7 protein-coding genes and 3 pseudogenes are annotated in these 17,263 nt (G+C 53.3%); 4 read left to right on the top strand and 6 right to left on the bottom strand.

The features are described 5' to 3' along the window. Positions 1-2,864: pseudogene (locus TI10_RS16980) on the bottom strand (CHC2 zinc finger domain-containing protein); the annotation flags it as partial. A 99-nt stretch (positions 2,865-2,963) separates the two neighbouring features. Here TI10_RS16980 and TI10_RS26155 point away from each other — a divergent pair. From TI10_RS26155 to TI10_RS16990, 3 genes are all read left to right on the top strand, one after another. Continuing rightward, entirely contained in the window at positions 2,964-3,143 is a 180-nt protein-coding gene (locus TI10_RS26155) for a helix-turn-helix transcriptional regulator (RefSeq protein WP_244161640.1), read from the top strand. Beyond that, positions 3,140-3,361: a hypothetical protein gene (locus TI10_RS26160; RefSeq protein ID WP_244161641.1), complete on the top strand. Its 222-nt coding sequence runs from the start codon at positions 3,140-3,142 to the stop codon at positions 3,359-3,361. The genes TI10_RS26155 and TI10_RS26160 overlap by 4 nt, the downstream gene beginning before the upstream one ends. Positions 3,362-3,435: 74 nt before the next feature. Next, entirely contained in the window at positions 3,436-3,678 is a 243-nt protein-coding gene (locus tag TI10_RS16990; RefSeq protein WP_049582795.1) for a SymE family type I addiction module toxin, read from the top strand. A 98-nt stretch (positions 3,679-3,776) separates the two neighbouring features. Here TI10_RS16990 and TI10_RS16995 read toward each other — a convergent pair whose 3' ends face one another. The 5 genes and pseudogenes from TI10_RS16995 to TI10_RS17015 form a co-directional block, all read right to left on the bottom strand. Next, positions 3,777-4,115 (bottom strand): DUF6572 domain-containing protein, encoded by a 339-nt coding sequence (locus TI10_RS16995; RefSeq protein ID WP_049582794.1) that lies wholly within the window; start codon positions 4,113-4,115, stop codon positions 3,777-3,779. 13 nt (positions 4,116-4,128) lie between these two features. After that, positions 4,129-5,157 (bottom strand): hypothetical protein, encoded by a 1,029-nt coding sequence (locus TI10_RS17000; RefSeq protein WP_049584593.1) that lies wholly within the window; start codon positions 5,155-5,157, stop codon positions 4,129-4,131. A gap of 57 nt (positions 5,158-5,214) precedes the next feature. Beyond that, positions 5,215-5,688: an Imm42 family immunity protein gene (locus TI10_RS17005; RefSeq protein ID WP_049584594.1), complete on the bottom strand. Its 474-nt coding sequence runs from the start codon at positions 5,686-5,688 to the stop codon at positions 5,215-5,217. Beyond that, positions 5,685-14,747 carry a two-partner secretion domain-containing protein gene (locus TI10_RS17010; protein ID WP_049584595.1) on the bottom strand — a complete coding sequence of 3,021 codons (9,063 nt, stop codon included), beginning with the start codon at positions 14,745-14,747 and terminating at the stop codon, positions 5,685-5,687. The genes TI10_RS17005 and TI10_RS17010 overlap by 4 nt, the downstream gene beginning before the upstream one ends. Positions 14,748-14,795: 48 nt before the next feature. Continuing rightward, a pseudogene (locus TI10_RS17015) lies at positions 14,796-16,458 on the bottom strand (ShlB/FhaC/HecB family hemolysin secretion/activation protein). A 398-nt stretch (positions 16,459-16,856) separates the two neighbouring features. Here TI10_RS17015 and TI10_RS25460 point away from each other — a divergent pair. Then, a pseudogene (locus tag TI10_RS25460) lies at positions 16,857-17,221 on the top strand (IS30 family transposase); the annotation flags it as partial. Between the last annotated feature and the right edge of the window lie 42 nt (positions 17,222-17,263).

Raw genomic sequence — 17,263 nt, forward strand, 5'->3', positions numbered from 1 at the left:
CGGCGGTTTCTGAGTCCGGTCTCCGACATCCAGCAGGCCGCACAGGGTGGGCTGCGCCGTTGTCTTCCCCGTCCACAGCAGTTCATAATGCAGCAGGTGTCCCCGGCTGCCGCCATGCAACAACAGGTATTTCCATTTCCGTCAGCCGTTGACAGTGGTTCTTGAGCTGGCTGTCGCTCCAGTGGGTAAAGGCGCGGATATCCCGCCGGTAAAGCGCACTTCGTTTGGCTGGCAGTGCTGGATTTGCGCTTGTGCGTTCACCATCTCTTGTATCAGCAGTAACAGCTTACGCGTCTGCGGCGGCATTTCATCCAGCGTGCGCCCCAGCACCTCATGCGCCAGCCGGTTGGCGAGGGTAATGTCGTCTTGGGTGATTTCGATATATTCGATGACCTGTCCGCGGTGGGTCGTTTTCTTCACTTCACGTTGATACTGGCGCAGCAAGGCAATGGCCTGTATCAGCGTCCAGGTATTTCATATGGTCGCGCCGCATCCGGTTTTGTCTGACAGGAACGTCAGTTGATGGGCGTAAGGATTGACCACTTTCAGCGGCCTTAACAAGCGCTGGGCGTTCTGGTGTAACTGCGTCAGATAACCTTTCTCTGAGTCAGCCAGCAACCCTGCCAGTGTCTGACGGTGCCGTTGCATCGCGTGGATGGCCTGCGTCTGCTCGCGCGATTCGTTGACCGTCAGCACCAGACAGCGGTTCAGCAAGCTCTTCATCCACATCAATGGCCGTCGTCGTTAACATCAGCATGACCGGTCCCTGCACCTTGTATTCCCGCGTCACCAGTTCGCCGCTCTGTTCGTTTTTGCCGGTGCTGGCGATTTTCAGCTCGCCGTCGGACTGTAACAGTTTCAGGGCATAGGCCGCCTGCCGCACGCCTTCCTCTTCGGCGATAGCCAGTATCTTGTGTTGCAGGCTGGTTTCCCCCAGATAGTACAGGCTCTGTCCGGTCATCGCCGAGTACTGGATACGCTCCTCTTCCGGCATCAAGGTTCAGCACGGCGTCCATCAGGGAGGATTTCCCCGCCGCGCTGCTGCTCTGGATTAACACGGCCAGCGGTTTATCCAGTTTGCGCGAGACCGCCGCCAGATACCCGGTCAGCAGATTGGTCGATTCGCCGACCACGCCACAGGCGGCCATGTCGTTGATAATCTGTTCTGTCAGGTTTGGCGATGTCAGCAACGCCAGCGCGGCGGCTTCATCTTCTGCGCTGACCGTGACTGCGGTTGTCCCTGAGGCTTCGGCGTCGGCCTGCTGTTGCGCGTCCTGTTGCTGCTCCAGCATCAGCAAGACCCGCCCGGCTTCGCGTTTGATGACCGACAGCTCGCATTCCAGCTCTTGCGCCGCCGTGCTGATGTAGTTCTGACGATGCCGCGCGTGATACATGTCCAGTGTATCCACATGGAACAGGCCGGACGTTTCATCCCGCACCTGCACATTGACTTTCATCACATCGGGCACCGGCGATTTTTTCATCCCCCGTATCCGCCAGACCCGGGGCCCGCTTTTCATCAGCAGTTCACCGCAGGCCGTGCGCTCACAAGGCACGGGGGCAACAGTCAGCTCTGGTGGGGCGGCTAAGGCAGCCGGTTTAGCCACATCTGCATTGTGAGGCTTTTCCGTCATATCTGACGAGACGGGCCGCTCATGACTGAACACTGCACCTGGTGCCGTTCCCTGTCCCAACCAGACCGCCTGTTGCAGGGCCAGCCCCAGCGCATGTTCGGCGTTGCCACTTTTGACGGCATAGTCATTGACATCCATGCCCGGCGGGAACTGCACCCGCCACGCCTCAATGCCGGATTCCAGTAAGTCAGCCGCCACACTGGCCGCGCCACGGTCTCCGGCCTCGTCCCGGTCAAAGGCAATCAGCACCCGTTTCACGCCGTGATACTGCAAGGCGTCGAGGTGATCGCGGTTAAAACCGTTCACGCCGTAGGCGGCGATCACGTTGCGGAACCCGGCGCACCAGAAGGTCATCGCATCGATCAGTGCTTCGCACAGGATGATTTCCGAAGCCGCTTTCATCGCTTCCTCGTTCCAGACCCCGGCCAGTGGCGACGGCAGGTACAGATGCTTCGGGCTGTCTTTCAGCACCTTGTAATCCGGCTGGGTTCGGCGGCCATACAGTTGCAGCACCCGCCCGCGGCTGGCTACACTGGCCGATTCGGCCCAGCCGATCACCGGCACCACGACGCAGCCCCGGAAGTGATCCTGCCGGGTGGTCGTACGCAACACGCCCAGACCCGATAGCTTGTCACGCAGTTGCTGGCCTTCCTGACTGCTTTTGGACGGCAATAACCCCGCTGAACCGCCGATCCCGTGATGGCCCGCGTACCCCAGCTTAAAGTGACTGACCAGTTCAGGATGATTGAGTCCGCGTCGTTCCAGCCATTCTTTCGCTTCCGGTGACGCCAGTAAATTCTGATGATAAAAATCAATCACCTGGCGCAACAGCGCCTGCCCGTCATCGTCCAGATCGGCCAGTTTCGGGCGCGGCAGGGGGGCCGCCTGTGATTCCGGCTGGGCGGCTAAAGAAGAAGCGGCCACCACGGCATTGTCCATGTCCGGTAACCCGGCCAGTTCCCGCAGCCGGCGGATAGCAATTTTCAGCGTCACCCCTTCCGTTTGTATCACCCAGTCCAGCACCGACCCCGCGGCGCCACAGCCAAAGCAGTGATAGAGGTTTTTGGCCGGTGAGATGACCATTGAGGGCGTTTTCTCATTGTGGAACGGGCAGCGCAGCACATAATCCTCACCGCGTTTTTTCATCGGACGGCCCTGCTTACGCGCCAGCCCCAGCAATGAGACGGACTGCTTTAAGCGGGCTAAATCGGTATCGGGAGTGCGGGTCATAAGTCTTTCCTTTTGAACCTTGTCAATAGACATGTTTGCGATATATAATAATCACATAAAAGAGACTTTACAACAGCCAGCTAAAAAGGAAGGGGTACAATGGCGGACATTTGTGTTTTGCAAACAGGTATTGATATGTCCGTATTTTCTGAACGGCTTAAGATGCTCAGAGAAGCTCGGGGATTAACCCAATCACGGCTTGCCGAGATGATTGAGGTACTACCCAGAGTGTATAACCGCTGGGAGCGGGACACATCGTCCCTCAACTGGAGTCCTTGATTAAGCTGGCTGATGTTTTACAGGTTTCTCTCGATGAACTGGTTGGCCGCTGCGAGACCAGCAAAGATGTGAAGATACGTAACCACATATTGCATGAACTCTGGCAACAGGCTGATTCGTTATCCGATGAGGAGCAGAAGGCGTTGATTATGGTGATTGACAGTTTTGTCACCAAGTCAATGATGGAAAAAGTTGTTATGAAGAGCGCCAAGCGCTGAGATGACGCGGCTACCATGAGTTCGCACCTCATGATGGCCGCTGACCACATAACCAACTATGTAGGAGTTGATTTATGGCTGAACGCGATTGTAATGCAAACTCAAACAGTTCGAAAGCCCAGCGCCGCTATAAAGTCGGCTATATCAGCCGATGTCATGCCGACCGCCACACTGGCATCACTCGCTATTACAGCCAGCACCCCAGTTTGCACCTCAAAGGCAACTGGCTGGAAGAGGCGGGATTTGCCACCGGACAGGCGGTGCAGGTGAGAGTTGAACGGGGACAATTGATTATTCAAGTTGTTACGGAAGATTGAGTTTGCAGCTGGAAAGTTAAAAAAGATCGAAATTAGCGCAGTGAGCAAGCCTTCTGCGCTAATTTAGTCATTGAGATCACATAGTTAATACATCTATTTTAAGCAATATCACCTTCTTCATATCTTAACTGAATATTAACAGGTGCAAGAATTTCCCCAACCTTTTCCAAAAAATCAGCACATTCATGTGGGATATAATACTTAAAATAAACTTCTATTAATATTTCACTTTTTCCACAAGAAGCAGGAAAGCTTTCGTATATCTCTCCGCTTTCAATAAAACGAATATAACTATTTATTTTTTCTTGTAGTTTTAGTAAATGTTCTTCTATCGAACCACTCCACGATAAATGATCAGTTAATCCCAGAACAACTAAGTTTTCATTGTCATTAGGTATACCTATCATATCTATTTTGTTCACATCTTCTATAGACATATTAACTCCTTACTTAATCTTTAGAAGTGGGCCTGATAATGTCAACCTTGGTTGGCGGTATTTTGCTCCCTTCTTCAAAACCCGGTTTTCCTTTTCCAACGACAGTGCCCCCCTTGGTTTCAAGTTCAGGAAAACCTTTCTTTTGATTTGTTGTTAATGGAGCAGTTGATGAGCTTTTACATTCAACACAGATAATGTTTCCTTCTTTATCTTTGCCTATCATGTCAACCCTTATTTTTGTATTACTATCTGTTTTGACAGTAATTTCTCGTGCTGATTCAACTTTATCAACTTTGAATTTATCGTAAGTAGATTGTTCAAATTCTTTACCCTTCTCATAATTCTGCCGTATTTGTGAATCAGAGTTAGGTGATTGAACTTTTGTTTTCACGCCATTTTCAAACGTATAGTACCCACCGTTGTTACTATAAATCGTGTTTCCTGAGGCATCTACTTTTCCTGTATTGCCATAAACACTACCTTTTGGCCCGATAACTGAATTCCCTTTTGGAGCATAACCAGTAGGTAATGTTGCGCCTTTTCCGACTATATTTATAGAAGTTCTATTAGCTTTTGCCCCAATAATTCCCGTCGCTGTCTCCAGCAACATCAGATTCCGATGCTCTTCCTTCACATACTGCGCCGCATCGGCTTTAGATAATCCAGCGTTCTCCAGCTCTTTCTGACGTAATTCAGTATTAAAGAACCCGGAGAGTGGCCCACCGCCACCATTTAGCCAACTACTCTGCTCTGAACGACCTATCTTATCATTGGCACGGTAGCCCGAGACCGCCAGTTCTTTACCCAGTTCATGGTTGATAAAGGCCAGTTCTTCACGGCTCAACTCGCCATTCAGCGCCATTTGTTTCAAAGTATTGATGGTCGCATCGCTGGCCTGACGGTATTCCGTCCAGATGCCTTTGCGGCAGCTGTCATCCTGACAAGCCGCCAGTTTATCGCGCATGTCCTCAACTGACGGCAGACCTTTATCTAGAATGCGCTGACTCAGTTCTTTGGCCTTGCCGCACGCTTCCGGTGACATTGTGCTGCAATCCCCCAGATTTCGGGAGGCCAGCGCATTATTCTCAATAACAACTCTTTATGATTTCAGTTCAGTATTAATAAATGCTCCTGTTTTTTTCATTACTAAATCCTCTGCTAACGGTAAGTCTCTAATTAATTTTTCTATTGTTCCTCTAGGATATCGTTCTTCTTGGAATGTTTTTTCATAATTTGTTGTATAAATAAGACGATCTTCATCGCCATCAAAACCCAACCAAAAAATAAAGCCATAATCTGATAATTCAGAGGATAATGGGATAAAGTTCTCCTGTTCTCCTTCAGAAAAATCTAAATCAGACAATGGGATATTCCCAACATCTCGCAAGTTCTTGTGCATTCCGTCTTTAAGGCTCTCTTTTAGTTCAGATATCACCATGTATAAATCCATTGTTACTCCCTTCCCTGGAACTAATGTGTCATTAATTATAAAATTAAACATTCCACTTGGTGAACACAGGACATCAATTTGCTCAATATGGATAGCAATTTGATAAGGATCTCCAATAATCATTTTATTTTCCAACCTTCTTGTTTTTGTAACCTAGACTTCACCTTTCCAGTTAATTCCAATTTATTTTTTGAATCTCCAGTACTACCAGACCAATGGTAGACACCTGTATTATTTGGTGAAAATCTATGGATATGTCCATTGGTGTCTTTAGCATATCTATGTTTATCAGAATCTATAGATACTGAACCTTCAAAAATACTCAGAGAGTCTCGTGGTTCAATACCAGCGTTCGGTCTGAACCCTTGAGCTCCAGGAGTATGCTTAGAGTTAGATTCAATTTTTAGTCCATTATCTGCAACCGTTGTTTCGGGAATAGGTAATCTATTATCCCGTCCTTCGGCCAAATAAGCTAAATTATCTTTCGTTGCTCCATCAGGAATTGGGGTCACCGTCGTATTACCACCTACATCCGGCTTACCTTCCGTATTACCAGTATGATTTGGCTCAACTCCAGACAGATTTTCCTCATTGCCTGTATGGTTCGGTATACTACCCGGCTCTAACTGTTGGTTTCCACCGGTATGATTAGGGTATTTCCTGATATCACCGGACTGATCACCGCCAGTATGTGTTGGCAGATCAGTTGGATGAGCAACTTGAGTGTATTTATTCTGAAGTGTATTTAGGTAACTCTGTGTAATTTCATCATTTCCCATCATCTGAAGCATGATCAGATGGTCTAAGTCTTCTGAGGAAATCTTATCAGCAATTTCCTTTGCCACTATTCCGGTTATACCCGCCTTAACGCCTATCTCCAGGACTTTCTCTGCTACTTTGGCTCGGCATGGGGCAGCTATTGCACACCCTTCCGTTACCAGTTTACCTAAGAAATTATTGTCAGCCGCATTCTTCCCAGCCTGTGCCCCAGTGAGGGCGCTGGCGCTGGAATCACCGGCAATGCCGCCGGCCAGCCCGGCTGCCAGAGTAGCAAGGGTGCTGACAGTTTGTTTCTGCTCCTCCGTTAACTCACTGACGTTAGCCTTATCGCCGTAAAGTTGCTTAATCAATACCTGAGCCGCCAGTTCACCGGAAGCGGCGCCGGCTGCTCCCGCCAGGGCGTTGTTACCACTGACTTCCGCCGCCACGGCGCCCAAAATCGCATGGGCCAGCGTATTGGCGGCGATATCCACCTGATGGGTTTGTGGGTCAGTAGTCAGTTCTTTAATCACGCCAGCCAGATACGGCGAAGTACCGCCGGCCAGCGCCTGACCGAGATTGTTCCCCGCTAGCCCCTGAATCGCTGCTGTGGCCGCCTGTAACGCTTTCTGGTATTTACCGCCGGTTCCCAGGCCGGAGTCATTCAGCGCCTGCGTGTAGGCGGTATCATAGATTTGTTGGTTGATATCCGCGGAAGTCGGGTGTTGATTGCCCCGGTTAACCAACTTTTCTCTGGCAGCGGCTTTATCCTGTTCACTGATATGGTCCAGTTTCGCTTTCGCCGCTTGGGTGGCGATAATTTTCCCTTCGGTCCCGGCTATCTCGGTCATCTGGGCGCTGAGTTCGCCAATCAGTTGCGCCTGTTTCAACCGTTGTTGCTCTTTCTCCTTATCAAATATCGGACTCAGGACATTGGCGGCGTTATCGGTATCGCGACTTAAGTTGGCGATATCCTGCGTCTGGTGCGCCTTATCCCGGATAATCAGAGTGCCGTCACTGACCGCGGCATGCGTGGTACTGCTGTCATGGCCCTGATTATGGGCCCCCGTCAGCGCATTGACCGCCAGATTATTCAGCACCTGACCGGTGGTTGGCTGACCAAGGCTGACGCCCGCACTCTGCTGTTCGACAGTAAAGTCCGCTTTATTTTGAATATCTTTAAAGCCCAGTGTCCCGGTGTTGAGGGTGTTTTTGGCTTTGTCAGCTTGACTCGCTATCACCGCGCCGTCCAGTTGGGTGTGGTCGCCGACATTAACCTGATAACCGCCTTTACCAGCAAACAGCCCGGTTTGCTCCTGCACTGAATCATAGTTGCTGTGCAGTTTATTGCGGCTGGCATTGAGAGTCAGGGTGCCGTTGGTGAGGGGGCCCACGGTGGCACTGACGCCGGCGCTGGCATTCTGTTGTCGGCTGTCATAGCGCTGGCTGTCTTGTTCACTGCTGAGTGTCAAATGACGTTTCACGTCGGCAGTAATTTGTTCGCCGCTGATTTGTGCCCCTTTCAGCGTCGTATCCCGGCCACTGTTCAGCTCGACGGTCTGTCCTGCGTCTAACGTGGTGTTATTGTGGCTGACACCATTGCCGTTTTCACGGCCATTGCCCCGACTGACATTGGCCGAGACGTTCAGACCGGTGCCCCCGGGTCCGGCGGTCAGGCCCACGCCCAGCGAGCTGCCGTGGCTGCTGTTTTTGCCGGTGGTCTGTTCGGTGTTCTGGCTGGACGAGAGCGTAATATCCCGATTCGCATTGAGTTGCAGGTCTTTGCCCGCCTGTAACTGGCTGCCCTGAATGCGGATATCGCCGTTCGGCCCTGAGGTCCCTTTATCGTCACCGTGCGCCGTTATCGTGAGGTTATCCCCGGCGGTGAGGTGGCTGCCCTGTTGAGTGGTCTGGCGGTGCTGCTGTTCTGAACGGGCAGACTGGCGACCGTAGGACAGACTAACCCCGGCCAGGTTGTTATTGCTGCGGTTGTCGCTGCCCTGAGCTTCCGCCAGTCGGGCGGCCTGAGTCGCTTGTACTCCGCTGAGGGCGGCTTTAGTGTTCTGTAACGCTTTCAGGCGGGGGTCGGCAGTCTGTTGCGCTTCATGGGCCGTTTGCACGGCGCTGTTGATAGCACCTCCTGCGGCGCCGCTCAGCGCTACCGTCAGGCCGCTCTGTTTCTGTTCGGTTTTTGTTGTGGTGTGATTGCGGTTTTCCGCACTGGTGACCGTGACCTGTTGACCGGTCAGCGTCAGGTCTTTACCGGCAATCACCTCACTGCCGTGAACCCGGAGCTGTTCCCCTGCGTTGAGCGTCACATTGCCCTGACTGCTGCCGACCGTGCTGCCTTTACTCAGCTGGCTGTCGCTGTCCGTGGTGACTTTCTGGCTGGCTTTGCCAACGGTAAAACCAATCCCGCCCGTGCCCATCAGGCCCGATTTTTTCTCCTGCCGCAAATGGGTTTCACCGTGAGATTCTGCGGCGGTGGCGACGGTAAGCTGATGACCGGCGTTCAGGCTGACATCCTGCGTGCCCGCGACATTACTGCCGCTGACCGTCAAGTCATGGCCGGCCTGTAGGTTGACTTTATCACCGCTAAATGTGGTACTGAGCGCCTGCCGGTCGTGCACTTCGTCGTGGGTTTCCACTGACGACTTCGACAGCCAGCCTTTGCTGGTTTGCTTACTGTGCTCCACTAAGTCGGATGAGGCGGTACCGGTTGTCAATGTCAGGTTATGCCCGGCCTGCGCCGTCAGGTGTTGACCGGCATTGACGTGGGCGGCGGTGGCGGTCAAATCCTGCCCGGCTTGCAGGGTCACCTCACCGGCACCGGTTATCTGGCTGCCGATATCTTGTTGTTGGGTCAGATGGCGATAGTTATCTTTCCCCCAATTCCCCTGCTCTGTACGGTGTGTGCTTAAGGTGTCCAGCGTCAGGTTATGGCCTGCGGTTATCTCGGTGTGACCGTCTTTACCGGCGTTTTTGACGTCACTGGCGGTTAATTGCACATTGTTGATAGCGCTCAATGATAAGGTGCCCTTATCGTTCTGCACATAAATCCCCGCCGGACGGTCCAGCCAGCGGTTAGCCTTATCCCCGCGCAACGTAGACGCGCTGGTGATATCGCGACCTGTCAAAGTCACCCGGTCGTCTCCCTGAATCTGGCCGCCCCGGTTGGCGAGCGTTTGTTGGGCCGTCACATCCACTTTGCCGCCACGAATAAAGCCGTTGTTGGTCAGGTTGTTCGCCGTCAGTTGGGTGACGTCACGCCCGCTAATCGTACCGCTGTTGGTAATATCGCCCTGATTGTTGAGCGCCACGGCATTACCGGCGAGTAAGGCGCCATCACTGCTCAGGTCGCCCTGACGGACACGCGCATACACCTGCGGCACGGTCACCACTTCAGTAGTCCCATCCGGCAAGGTCACGGTTTGGTTAGTCAGCCAGATAATGTCTGAGGTGAGCAGCGCCATTTGCGCCGGGCTTAAGGCGACGCCCGGCGTTAGCTGTTGCTGTTGGCCAAAGGCGATACCGGCATCCATCAGCGCTTTAAACTGCGCTTCGTCGTTATTGTAGCCCGGCAGATAGCGTCGGCCAGTCAGTTGGGTGATTTGGTCGCGCACCAGCCGCTGTTCGTAAAACCCATCGCCCAGGCGTTTGTGGACCAGCGCCGGGTCGTGCGTTAATTGTTGCCGCATATAATCCGAGCCCAGCCACTGTTTATACTGGGTAAATTTCGGGTCGGTCTCGACCAGATAGTGGCTGTCACTGCCCGGTTGCACCGTATACAGGCTGTTATCCGGCAGGCGGGTATTGGGGGTCACTACACGTATCGCCGGGTCGATTGTTTGCCCTTTCACCGTTTCCGGGGGCAAACTCAGTTCAAATGGCTGGCCGGGGGGCAAGACCAGAGGCTGGTCGTTTATCCCGCTCACCGGTTTGACCGCCGTGGGAGCCGCGTGTATCTGACCGGTCTGTCGGTCTGTAATCGTGATATCGGTGCCCTGTGGACGGGTATGCTCCTGCCAGGCCAGCGTTTTCAGGTCAATCGTTTCTGTCACCGGGGCAGGGTGATAACCACTGCGGCTTTTCCCCTGCGAGGTTTTGGTGCCGCCGAACCCGAATTTTTTCTTTCTGGTTTTTTTTGCATACCAACGAGTCTGGCGGCCGGTATCAGTAGTGATACGTTCGCCCTGAGTCGCTATATTGTGCAGTTCGCCGATTTCCCCGTCCAGTGCGCCGCCCGCCACGATTTGGCTGTCGTGATTGGTGACTTTCGCACTGTTGAGCGTGATATTGCCGCCCGCCAGAATTTTACCGGGGTCACTCTGTTTGACCTGCGTTTCCTTCACGGTGCGGGTGTACTGATATTCGTAAAAGTCATTACTGCGACTGCCATCCGGCATGATGGCATCGTGCACGCCATATTTATTGTGGCGGGACGTGTCCACTTGCGACCAGTCATAGCGGGTGGTCTGGCCGCTCAATACCGCATCGTGATGTGGCGATTTTTCCGTTTCGACGACTTGGGTGACCAGACCGGCGTTGGTGTTGTGAATCTGCTCAGCCTGAATCTTCAAATTGTTCCCGGCTTCAATCGTTGCGGCGTGGTTATTGAGCTCACGCGCCTGACCGGTGGCTGTCAGGCTGTTGTCCAACCGGCCGCCAATGCGCATATCGCCCACGCTGTAAATCTGGGCATGATGCTGGTTGTTGAGTATCCCGGCGCCGATATCCAGCCGGTCACGGGCAGCAATCACGGCGGCTTTGCCGTCCTGTGCGCTGTTATTCAGCGTGCCCGTCTGGAGGGCGAGTTGGTCGCCGTAAATGCGCCCGGTGCCGGTATTGTTCAGGGTGTTGGCCGTGAGATGGGTCAGGCCGCCGTCAATCAATCCGGTATTGTTCAGCGTATCGTGGACCTTGATTTGCGTTTGCCCGGCGCTGATTTCACCGGCAGCGCTGTTGGTAAGATTTTGCGCCCCAAGATGCAGCGCCCGACCGGCTTTTATCTGGCGGTCATTAAGAATATTGCCGCTGGTTTTCAGGGTCAGATTGCCATTGGCCGCCGTGTTGCCGGTATGGTGAAAATCCTCGGTTAAGGTGACGGCCATATCCCCCTGCGATAACAGTTGGCCGTCACCGCTGAGGGACTCGGCGTTAATATCGAACTGCTTTCCGGCAATTAAGGCGCCCTGTTGGTTGTTAATCCTCAGATGCGGTTGCTGAGCCTCGCGGTTGATAGTGAGCTGTTTGCCTGCGGAGACCAGCCCCTGAGTATTATTCAAGGTCTGGCTGATGTTCGCTTGCAGGCGGTCGGCCGCCCGTAAAGCGCCCTGGCGGTTGTCCACCTGTTGGGCGTTGACCGTCAGGTTTTGCGCTTCCAGTCCTTTATCCGTCTGCGCCGTGTCGCGGTTAATCAGGTGAGCGGCGCTCAAGGTCAATTGCTGACCGCCACGGATAAGGCCGCCGGTGTTATCGGTTTGGGTTTTGACATTGAGTGTGGTGTCGCCCACGGCTTGCACCTGCCCGTGTCGATTATCGAGCCGCTGGGTTTTCAGGTTGAATGTACCGGCCGACAACAATTTGCCGTCCCGGTTATCGGTTTGCGCCTGTCGGGTGTCGATAACCAACTGTCCGCCTTGAAGATGGCCGTGGCGATTATCCAGCGGGCCGCTGGTGACGGTGGTTTTGCCCTCGCCAATAATCTGGCCCTGCTGGTTATCCAGTAACTGCCCGTCGGTATCCAGATTCAGGGCGTCTGCGGATTGTAAGGTCCCGTTGCGGTTAGTGAGTTGCTGACTGTGAATGTCCAGCCCGCCATTCCCGGCTATCTGTCCCTGAGTATTGTTGAGCATGCTGCTGGTCAGCGTCGTTTTGCCGTCCGCCGCTATCATGCCGCCGGTGTTATCAATGTCGCCGGTACGCAGGGTTAACTGCCCGCCGCTTAACAACCGGCCTCCTTTTTGGTCGGCATTGCGGGTATTAATGAGCCCATGCCCGTGGGTATCAACGGCCATCTCCCGGCCGGATTGTAACCGCCCCGCCGTATTATCCAGTTCACCACTGTTTAAGGTCAGGGTGTCCCCGGCTATCACCTGTCCCGCGGTATTGATGAAGGGCTGGCCGGTGGTCTGGCTGTTGATATGCTGCACCAGCAACACGCCTTGCGTGTTATCCAGTGTCTGGCTGGTTGTAGTCAGTCGGGTTTTGGCTTCAAGATGGCCGTTAGCGTTTTGAATGGCTTTGCCAATGGTCAGGGTGGCGCTGTCCCCAGCGGCGACAAGGCTACCCCGGCGATTATCCAGTTGGGCGGCGCTGAGCCGGAGCGCATTGCCCGCTTCCAGCCGGCCCGCCTGATTGTCCAGCGTGTCTTTGACCGTCAGTGTCAGCGAGCCCTTGTCGGCAGCCACAAGGTTGCCATGACGATTATCGACGGTCGTTGCCTTAAGGTTCAGGTTACCGTTACCGGCAAGGGTGCCGTTCTGGTTATTTAGGGTGTTCACCGTCAGAGACAGCGTATCTTTGCCGCGTTGTTGCATCAGCCCGCCTTGATGGCTCAGGGTATCCGCGTTGACGGTAATCTGCCCGGCCTGCGTTTCAGCCTGATTCAGTTGCAGTTCACCCGCCTGTATCGTCAGGGCGCCGTTGGTGAGCAGTTTGCCTTTATCACCCAGCCAGCGTTGGCTGTTGAGTGCCAGTTTCCCGTTACCCGCCAGTTGCACTGTGCCCTGAGTGTTATCTGCTTGATGCGCGGTCAGATGCAGGTCCTCGCCCTGACTGGCAATGTTGCCCTGCTGGTTATTCAGTGTGTCTGTGGTAATCGTGAGCTGTTTGCCCTGGCTGAACAGGGTACCGCCACGGTTATTCAGCATGCGAGTGTTAAGCGTCAGTTCACCGGTACCGGTCTGGTTAATTTTTCCCTGCTGGTTGGCGATATCCGGGGTCGTGAGGTGGATTTCCCGCGCCACTAACTGGCCGCCGTTGTTGTTAAACTGGCCCGGCGTTTTCGCAGTCAAACGGTTTGCGTTAACGGTGGCGCGAGCGGTACTTATCCCGTGTTGACTGGCATTCAATTGAATCTGACTGGCGGCGGTCTGGCTGTCGCTCAGGTCAATGTGTTGACTGTGGACGACCAGTGTGTCGGTCGCCAGATTTTTGCCATTGGCCTGAACGTGTTGCGCGGTCAGGGTCAGTGAACCGGGGCGGGTGGTGTTGCCCTTATCATCCAGTCCGGCGGCCCAGACGCTGTCATGGCTGCTGTGTATGGTGCCTGCGGTAACGGTGGTATCGCCGCGGGCTTCCACCCGGCCCTGATTCTTTAACGCCCCGTTGGCTTGTAAATTCACCGTTGATTGTGACAACAATTTGCCCGCGTTAGTCACATTGGAAGACGACGTTAATTGCAGCCCGTCACGGCTGCTGATGGCGCCGCGGTTTTCTATCCAGCCATCGGCGGTAATATGCACGTCCCCGGCTGAGGCCCCGATATTGCCGGCATTATGGACGCCCACCCCCGTTTCGGTGCCTATTAGCCTAATTTTATGGGCATACATGCCGCCCAGTGCCGCCACATCCAACGCAAACTCCGGCTGGTCAGTGGCCTCAGCGGATTTTTTCTCAATCTTCTGGTGTGCCGCATCCACCCGATTGCGCCCGGTGGTCACTTTCAGGTCTTGCGCGTGTAATTTGGCGTTAATCGCCACGGAGCGGGCGATAATATCGGTGTAACTTTGCTGGGTGCTGTCCATGCCGTGCCCGTCAATGCGCACTTCCCCCTGATTGACATCAAACCCTTTCAATCGGCCCCGCTCCATCAGCGCTTGTCCGGTGGTGAGCGTGGTGCGATGCGCGTTAATAAACCCGCAGCCGTTACAGGTGATCCCCGAAGGGTTGGCAATAATCACCTCGGCTTTATGCCCGGCCACTTCAATCCAGCCGTTGAGGTGACTGCGGTCGTGGCTGTTGACTTCATTGAGGATAACGCTGGCGTCCCCTTTGGCTAACCACGGATTACCCGCCACCATACCGCCGAGTTGGGTCTGCGTGGCCTGATGGCTGTTATTAAGGATAACCCCTTGTTTATCCACATCAAACTGACGGTAGCTGTTGTGAGAAACGCCATCAGAGCCGGGCGTCTGAATATTCACCTGCGGCGTGCCGTTGGCGCTGCGAATGATGGTCGGCTGCTGACGTCCCGGCGCCTGTCCATCGGCCACAATCGCCGCCTGTGCGGTGAGTGAAATCCCGCCCAGCGCTAACAAGAGACTGAATCGTAACGCCGTAAACCGGCAACGACACGACGGCAGAGATGGCCGACGAGCGCGGCGTCCCGTTCGTCCGCGCCCGGCACACACTATCTCGGCCACTACCATCCACATCTGACGGGCCTGATTAAAGATAATACGATACAACTGCTTGTTCATGATTTTTGCTCCACACAACACTACCCACTGGCAGTTTTGCTATTTGAATTAATACTGCCAATACAGGTTGAATCCGGCCGTGACCGGGGAGGTTTGGAAACCGGCGGGTTTGGACAGCGGGATGCCGACAAACAGGTCGTAGCTCACCCCTTTCAGGTTGCCTCGCCAGCCCAGGGCACTTCCCGCCAGGTGTTTTCCGAGCAGCGCGTCACTGCCCCGTCCGCCCACTTCGCCATAGTCGATCCCCAGATACAGCGATTGCCCGCGCAACGGGGTTTGCCAGTCCAGTTCGTTCCGGCTGTACCAACCCCGATCAGCGGATAACGTCAACTCGCCATCAAAGCCGCGTACCGTCCAGCGGCCGCCAATGGAAAAGCGATCCTGGGGCGTCAATGGGCTGGCGCTTATCTGACGTAAGTATTGGGTTTGATAAGAGAAGGGTTGAGAAAACAGCGTTACCGGCCCGGCCAGCGTCGCCGAGAATTGGGTGATTTTAGGTAAGGCGGTCCCTTCATTGCGATACTCTTCCGGCGCCGGTTGCGCGCCAAACCAGCGCATGCCCTGTTGGTAAGTCACCCGGGTATCGAGAGTGGCGTTGCCGATAGTGTGATGATGGGACAGCCCCAGCTTCCAGCCTGCGGTTTCCCGGCGCTGAACATCGATTTCAGTGTTGTCAATAAAATTGCGGGACGCCCGGCGATAAATTTCACCGTTGAGCAGGGTTTTCTGGTCGGCGTTACGGTGCAGCACCCGGCTGAGCTGGACCGCCAGGTTTTGGCTTTTGCCCCGGTATTGGATCGCCTGATTCAGCCCGGCGATTGTCTGCACATAATCGTAATGACTGGCGGTCACGCTCGCCATCCAGTAGCCGAAGGGCAGCGAATAATAGAGCGTGTCGTTTTGGCTGCCTTTTCCGGCAGACGCATGAATATCGCGTCCACCGGAGAGATAGAACAGGTCGCTTAGCGCCAGCGGGTTATCCAGAAAAAAGGTGAATCCGCCCTGATAACGCCCGGTGCTTTTGGTGCCGGTATCATCCAGATACGTGGCGACTCGCCAGTGCCGGGACTGACGCCAGTCCAGCACAATATCACTCTCCCCCGGTTGCGCTGCCGGGACAATGTTCATCTCCGCCTGAACCGTCGGAAAACGTTGCAAGTTTTCCAGTCCCTGCTCGATATCCCGTAAATCCAGCAATTTTCCTTCACGCGCGGGAAAGGGGGTTATCCGCTGGATATATTTTCCGCTGTCAGGGGTATAGCGGATATGTCGGATGTTGCCCGGTATCATCACCAGTTTTAGCGTTTGGGTATGCAGATCCTGACGAGGAACCAGAACCCGGCTGGTGACATAGCCGTGATTAATGAGCTGATCTTGCAATTCGGTCATCAGTCGGTTAATGCCCTGAGCGCCGAGGCAATGGTTTTCGCCCTGTTGAGCAACACGCCTGAACGGCAACCAATGCGGGAAATTTTCAGTGCCGGCCAACACGACGCGGGTGATCGGAAAACACGGCGTTTCCCGCGGAAATGCGGATGACACCGCCTGTTCGGGGACAGACAGGTGAACCTCCGCAGGGGGTGGGGCTAATTGCGCCTCCAGGGCTTGCGCGTGCCTGTTGATGAATGAGTTGTTGTGCTGAGAGGTCTGCGGCCTGACTGCCTGAGACTACACTATAAAAAACCGCAAACACTAAAATACTGCTTTTCATTGACTTTCTATTCCACAATGCCAGAGCGGTATTAACCACGAATTTAGCTTAGCGATCAATATTTGAGATTGATGATCAACTGGACATCTAAAATAGGAGGTTGGTTAAGATAGCAGCAAAAACAAGGGGTTATATTGCAAGCAAAAAACAGGCCAATGTGATTATTTTGTGACAATATTGTATAAAAAATAGATTAATATTAATCATTTAATAACCAATATTAATAATTTCAAATTAATTTCATTTTTTGTGTCAATTATGTGATGCATATCACATTTATTATGTTTGGTTTCATAATGAAATCACTAGCGAAGTGATTCTTGTCGTAAATTGGTGATGAAATGTTATCTTTTTTGATGAGGTTAGATGGTAACTTTTAGCTCAGTTGGCAGAAAAGTAAGACGCGGTATACCCTTATCGTTAAGCTCCATAGCAAACAGCATCAGAAGTCGCGCAAGCCGCCGTGAAAGTGTTATACGGGTTAAACATTCAACAACGGTTTGGTGTTTGCAGAGCATGAATTCATCAGTGAAAAATTAGAGGCACAAATTTACTTTTATCACACCCCTACTTACTTCTGGAAAAGAGGGGATCAATGGGTTAATCAGGCAATACTTTCCAAAGGGAACCAAACTTAATGAAGTCTCTGAGCCGGAAATAAATTTCGTGGTAAACCGATTCAATAATCGCTACCGAAAAATTCGAGGGTAAAACACCCAATGAATTATTTAAAGGAATGCGGATATGTTTACTTCTAGAGTAACGATATTGTACTTATTATATGAATCTTCCCTACACTATTAAT

This window comes from Photorhabdus luminescens subsp. luminescens (assembly GCF_001083805.1).
GTDB lineage: Bacteria > Pseudomonadota > Gammaproteobacteria > Enterobacterales > Enterobacteriaceae > Photorhabdus > Photorhabdus luminescens.

Coding starts and splice junctions, on each gene's coding strand:
- TI10_RS16995 (WP_049582794.1), bottom strand. CDS start 4,115: ATGTCTATAGAAGATGTGAACAAAATAGATATGATAGGTATACCTAAT.
- TI10_RS17005 (WP_049584594.1), bottom strand. CDS start 5,688: ATGATTATTGGAGATCCTTATCAAATTGCTATCCATATTGAGCAAATT.
- TI10_RS26155 (WP_244161640.1), top strand. CDS start 2,964: ATGGCGGACATTTGTGTTTTGCAAACAGGTATTGATATGTCCGTATTT.
- TI10_RS17000 (WP_049584593.1), bottom strand. CDS start 5,157: ATGTCACCGGAAGCGTGCGGCAAGGCCAAAGAACTGAGTCAGCGCATT.
- TI10_RS16990 (WP_049582795.1), top strand. CDS start 3,436: ATGGCTGAACGCGATTGTAATGCAAACTCAAACAGTTCGAAAGCCCAG.
- TI10_RS17010 (WP_049584595.1), bottom strand. CDS start 14,747: ATGAACAAGCAGTTGTATCGTATTATCTTTAATCAGGCCCGTCAGATG.